This window comes from uncultured Stenotrophomonas sp. (assembly GCF_963519925.1).
GTDB classification, from domain to species: Bacteria; Pseudomonadota; Gammaproteobacteria; order Xanthomonadales; family Xanthomonadaceae; genus Stenotrophomonas; species Stenotrophomonas maltophilia_AE.
Genome location: NZ_CAUQPH010000211.1, coordinates 1 through 4,333, shown reverse-complemented (window position 1 = coordinate 4,333; position 4,333 = coordinate 1). Strand labels below are relative to the sequence as shown.

Annotated in this window: 3 protein-coding genes and 1 pseudogene; 2 read left to right on the top strand and 2 right to left on the bottom strand. The window is 66.4% G+C overall.

What is annotated here, in order from left to right; genetic code table 11:
• Window positions 1-484: 484 nt before the first annotated feature.
• The gene (locus tag RWO33_RS19485) at window positions 485-889 is read left to right on the top strand and encodes a transposase (protein ID WP_314107037.1); all 405 of its coding nucleotides are present in this window, start codon (window positions 485-487) and stop codon (window positions 887-889) included.
• A 59-nt stretch (window positions 890-948) separates the two neighbouring features.
• On the opposite strand, the gene RWO33_RS19480 is transcribed toward RWO33_RS19485, so the two are convergent.
• Together RWO33_RS19480 and RWO33_RS19475 are read right to left on the bottom strand one after the other, a co-directional pair.
• The gene (locus tag RWO33_RS19480) at window positions 949-2,679 is read right to left on the bottom strand and encodes a M28 family metallopeptidase (RefSeq protein ID WP_314107036.1); all 1,731 of its coding nucleotides are present in this window, start codon (window positions 2,677-2,679) and stop codon (window positions 949-951) included.
• Between the two features lie 52 nt (window positions 2,680-2,731).
• Window positions 2,732-3,394, bottom strand: a complete 663-nt coding sequence (locus RWO33_RS19475; protein WP_314107035.1) for a hypothetical protein — start codon at window positions 3,392-3,394, stop codon at window positions 2,732-2,734.
• Window positions 3,395-3,489: 95 nt separating this feature from the next.
• On the opposite strand from RWO33_RS19475, the pseudogene RWO33_RS19470 reads away from it, so the two are divergent.
• Window positions 3,490-4,333: pseudogene (locus RWO33_RS19470) on the top strand (peptidase M23); the annotation flags it as partial.

The following is a 4,333-nucleotide window of genomic DNA, read 5'->3' as shown; positions in this document are numbered from 1 at the left end:
GCCAGGGTTTACACCCAAAAACCCCGCTGCTCACGCAGCGGGGTTTTTTCTTTGCGCCGCCCGGCGCAGGCGTGCCGACCAACGGTCGGCACCTACCGCCCGGATCCGTTCCGGGCACGGCCGGATCCGTTCCGGGCACAGCCGGATCCGTGCCGGGCACGCGGTAGGGTCGGTTCCCAAACGACCGCCGATAACGGTGATCGGCACGGTGACGCATGAACCCACCCCGAAAACGTCTCGCTGCGTTCGTGGTCATGCCCCAATGGGGTAATCACCACCCCGGCGGTGGTGCTCATCCGCGTCCTGCGGCCGCACCACTCATGCATCCATGCGCATCGTCGGTTGGGATGCGACCCAACCCGCGTTGTCTGACAGGGCGATTGAGACTTCCCGGATACAACAGGTCCCGGGGAGGCAGCACCCTGTGGCCATGTCCAGCCCACGTCTTCTTATCGGCCGCCGCTCCATGCAAGGGGCGTACTACATGCTCACCACCGTCGTGGCCGGCCGCGAATCCCTGTTCGTCGACGACGCCACCGTTGAATGCGTGGTCGAGGCGCTGCGCTGCTCCGACCGCGAACACCGCTCTCGTACGCTCGCCTGGGTGGTCATGCCCGACCACGTTCACTGGCTCATGCAACTGGGCAACGGCAACATCAGCCGGTGCGTGCAGGCCTTCAAATCCCGCTCTTCGCGCGCAGTGAACCTGCACCGCGGCAGCCAGGGCGCCCTATGGCAACGCGGCTTTTACGATCACTGCATCCGCTCCGACGAATCGCTGCTCACCCAGGCGAACTACCTGATCGAGAACCCGGTCCGATCCGGACTCGCCAGCAAGGTCGGCGAGTACCGCTACGGCTGGACCCGTTGGCCCTCGGCGTCGAAATGACGAAAAAAAGCGGCGCCCGATGGACGCCGCTTCCTCCAAACCCATCCTGTAAACCAGGCTTACTTCGCCGCAGGCTTCGGCGCTGCCGCCTCGGTCTTGCCCTTCATCATCTCGTCGCGGGCGGCCTTGAACGGGTTGCCCTCGTACCAGTTCGGCCACTGGCCACCCACCGCGATCGCCTTGCCGACGCCGTGCAGCAGCTGCAGGTCTTCCACGGTGCCGTCCAGCTTCCACGTGCTCTGGTCGTACTCGTCCTTCGGCCCGTGGTAACGGTCGCGGCCATAGGCCTCCGCAGCCTTGCGGCCCGCGTCCAACCCGCCGTCCAGCAGGTCTTCGCCGCCGTCGGCATACAGGGCCGGAACGCCGGCCTTGGCGAAGTTGAAGTGGTCCGAACGGAAGTAGAAACCGCTCTGCACCGACGTCTCGCCATGCAGCGTGCGGTTCTGCTCCGCCGCCAGCGGCTTGAGGATGTCCTCCAGCTCCGAACTGCCGAAGCCGGTAACGGTCATGTCCTTGGCGCGACCGGCCACCGACATCGCATCGATGTTGATCACCCCGGCAATCTTGTCCAGCGGGAAGGTCGGGTGGTTCACGTAGTACTTCGAGCCCAGCAAGCCAGACTCTTCCAGCGTCACCGCCAGGAACACCACCGACCGCTCCGGCGCCGGCTGCTCATGCGCCATCACGTCGGCAATTTCCAGAATGCCGGCCACACCGGTCGCATTGTCGATCGCGCCGTTGTAGATGTTGTCGCCCTGCTCACCCTCGTGCTTGCCCAGGTGGTCCCAGTGCGCCATGTACAGCACCGCCTCGTCGGCATGCTTGGTGCCCGGCAGGACACCGACCACGTTGCGCGACTTCTTTTCAGCGATGGTGCTCTTCAGGTCCAGCGAGATCTTCCCCTTCAGTGGGACCGGCTTGAAGCCGCGCTTGTTGGCGTCCTTGTAAGCCTGGTCCAGGTCCAGCCCGGCGTCGGCAAACAGCTGGCGCGCCGCATCGGCGCTCAGCCAGCCCTGGGCCGGCAGGCGCCGTTCCGGATCGTCCTTGGCCGGCAGGTCGTACTGCGGGCCGGCCCAGGAATTCTTCACCACGTCCCAGCCATAGGATGCGCCGGCGGTGTCATGCACGATCAGCGCCGCCGCCGCGCCCTTGCGCGCCGCTTCCTCGAACTTGTAGGTCCAGCGCCCGTAATAGGTCATGCGCTTGCCGTCGAACAGCTTGTCGTCATTGGCATGGAAGCCCGGGTCGTTGACGAACATCACGACGGTCTTGCCCTTCCAGTCCTGGCCGGCGTAGTCGTTCCACTTCTGTTCCGGCGCGTCCACGCCGTAACCGACGAACACCAGCTCGCTGCCGTCGATCTTCACTTCCTGCTGGCCGCTGCGGGTACCGATCACCATGTCGGTCCCGAACTTCAGGTCGCGCTGCTTCCCGGCCTGGTCCAGCTTCAGCACCGTGCTCTCGTCGGCGGTGGTTTCGGTCATCGCCACCTCCTGGAACCAGCTGTCGCCGTTGCCCGGCTGCAGCCCGATGCGCTGCATCTGGTCACGGATGTAGTTCACCGTGCGCTCTTCGCCGGTGCTGCCCGGGGCGCGGCCCTCGAACTCGTCCGACGACAGCGTCTTGACCAGCTCGCCGAAGTCGGCGGCATTGATGTCGGCGGAGAACGCATGGCCGGCGGCAGCCGGTGCGGTATCGGCCACCGGCGCAGCGGCCGGGGCATCGGTCTCGCCCTTGCACGCGGTCAATGCGGCAGTGGCGGCCAGGCACAACAGAAGTTTGCGGGACATCATCGATTCCTGGAGACAAAGGGCCGGTGCGCGGGCACCGGTGAAAAGGGTATCAATTGAGCGGCGCGGTGTCGGTGTCGAAGGGCACAACCTCGGCGCCCACCACCGGCCCGATCGACGCGGTGCGGTGCACGTACAGCACCACCTCGCGTTCGAAGCGCAGCTCGCCGGCGACCGACGCGTTCGGACCGATGATGATCCGCGGCTTGCGCGGCGCACTCAACGAAATCCCGAAGCTCGGCCTTTCGACGTGGATGCCGCCGCCAACCTGTGAGCCGACGCCCACGGTGATGTCACCGTTGACGGTCTCGATGCTGTTGCTGACCCGGGTCTCGACCAGGCCGATGCTGCCGTTCACGTTTTCCACGCCGCCATCGATCTGGCTGCCGCGGTCCACGAAGATGTGGCCATTGACGGTTTCAATCTTGCCTTCAGCCATCACCCGCAGCCCCAGTGCGATCTTGCCGTTGACCGTGGACACGCTGCCGGTGCTGGCGCCGTCATGGACGGTGATGGCGCCATTGACGGTCTGGATGCTGCGCGCGGTGGCGCCTGCCCCCACCGTGATGCCGCCATTGACCGTCTCGAGATCGCCATAAGCGCGACCGGCCTCGGCGGAAATGGCGCCGTTGACCTTGCTGATGTCATCCACGGCCCAGGCCGACCCACAGCACAGGGTCAGGGTCAGGAGCAGCGGGAGCGAGAGGGATTTCATGGGTGCGTCGTCCGGTATGCGGCTGGCAGGCCGCCTGCAGGAATGTCACCATGCAGCGTTGCAATCCGCATCTGCCTGAAGTCACTGGAAAGCCCTTGCGCCACAACGCTTCCTCCTCACGTCGACATAACAAATCGTCCGCCGGATCGGGCCGTGCCCCGCGCTGGATGGCCGCACTGTTGGCGCTGGCAGTGACGGCGCTGGCAGTCACCGCACCGGTGGCCGCGCAGAATCCGAAGGAGGCCGAACGCAAGCTGCAGAAGCTGCGTACCGAACTGAAGGGCGTGGCCCAGGAGCGTCGTACCCTCGAGGGCCAGCGTGGCCAGGCGTCGCGCCAGTTACGCGAAGCCGACGAAAAGGTCGCGCGCACCAGCCGCGTGCTGGCCCAGACCGAAACCGCCCTGCAGCGCGAAACCCGCGCATTGCAGGAACTGCAGCAGCGTCGCAGCCAACTGCAGGCCGGGCTGCAGGCGCAGCGCGAAGAACTGGCGTCGCTGCTGCGTGCGGCGTACCGGATCGGCAACAACGCACCGTTGAAGCTGCTGCTCTCCCAAGACCGGGTGGCCGATGCCAACCGCACCCTGGCCTACCATCGCTACCTGCAGCGCGAGCGCGCGCGTCGGATCGGCGCACTCACCGCCGACCTCACCGAACTGGAGACGGTGGAAGCCCAGATCGTGGAGCGCCGGCAGGCACTCGAAGGCACCCGCCAGCAGCAGAAGCAGCAGGCCGCCACCCTCGCCGACGACCGTCGAACCCGCGCCGCTACCGTGGCCAGCCTGGACGAGCGCTACAAGGACCGCAGCGAACGCGAAAAGGCGCTGGGCCAGGATGCCAAGGCACTGGAAACCCTGCTTGCCAACCTGCGTGCCGCCGCCGCCCGCGCCGAAGCCGAACGGCGTGCCGCCGCGCGCCGTGCCGCCGCCGAGAAGGCAGCGG

Excerpts from the sequence above, each read along its gene's own strand:
- RWO33_RS19485 (WP_314107037.1), top strand. The coding sequence starts at position 485 with ATGCTCACCACCGTCGTGGCCGGCCGCGAATCCCTGTTCGTCGACGAC.
- RWO33_RS19480 (WP_314107036.1), bottom strand. The coding sequence starts at position 2,679 with ATGTCCCGCAAACTTCTGTTGTGCCTGGCCGCCACTGCCGCATTGACC.
- RWO33_RS19475 (WP_314107035.1), bottom strand. The coding sequence starts at position 3,394 with ATGAAATCCCTCTCGCTCCCGCTGCTCCTGACCCTGACCCTGTGCTGT.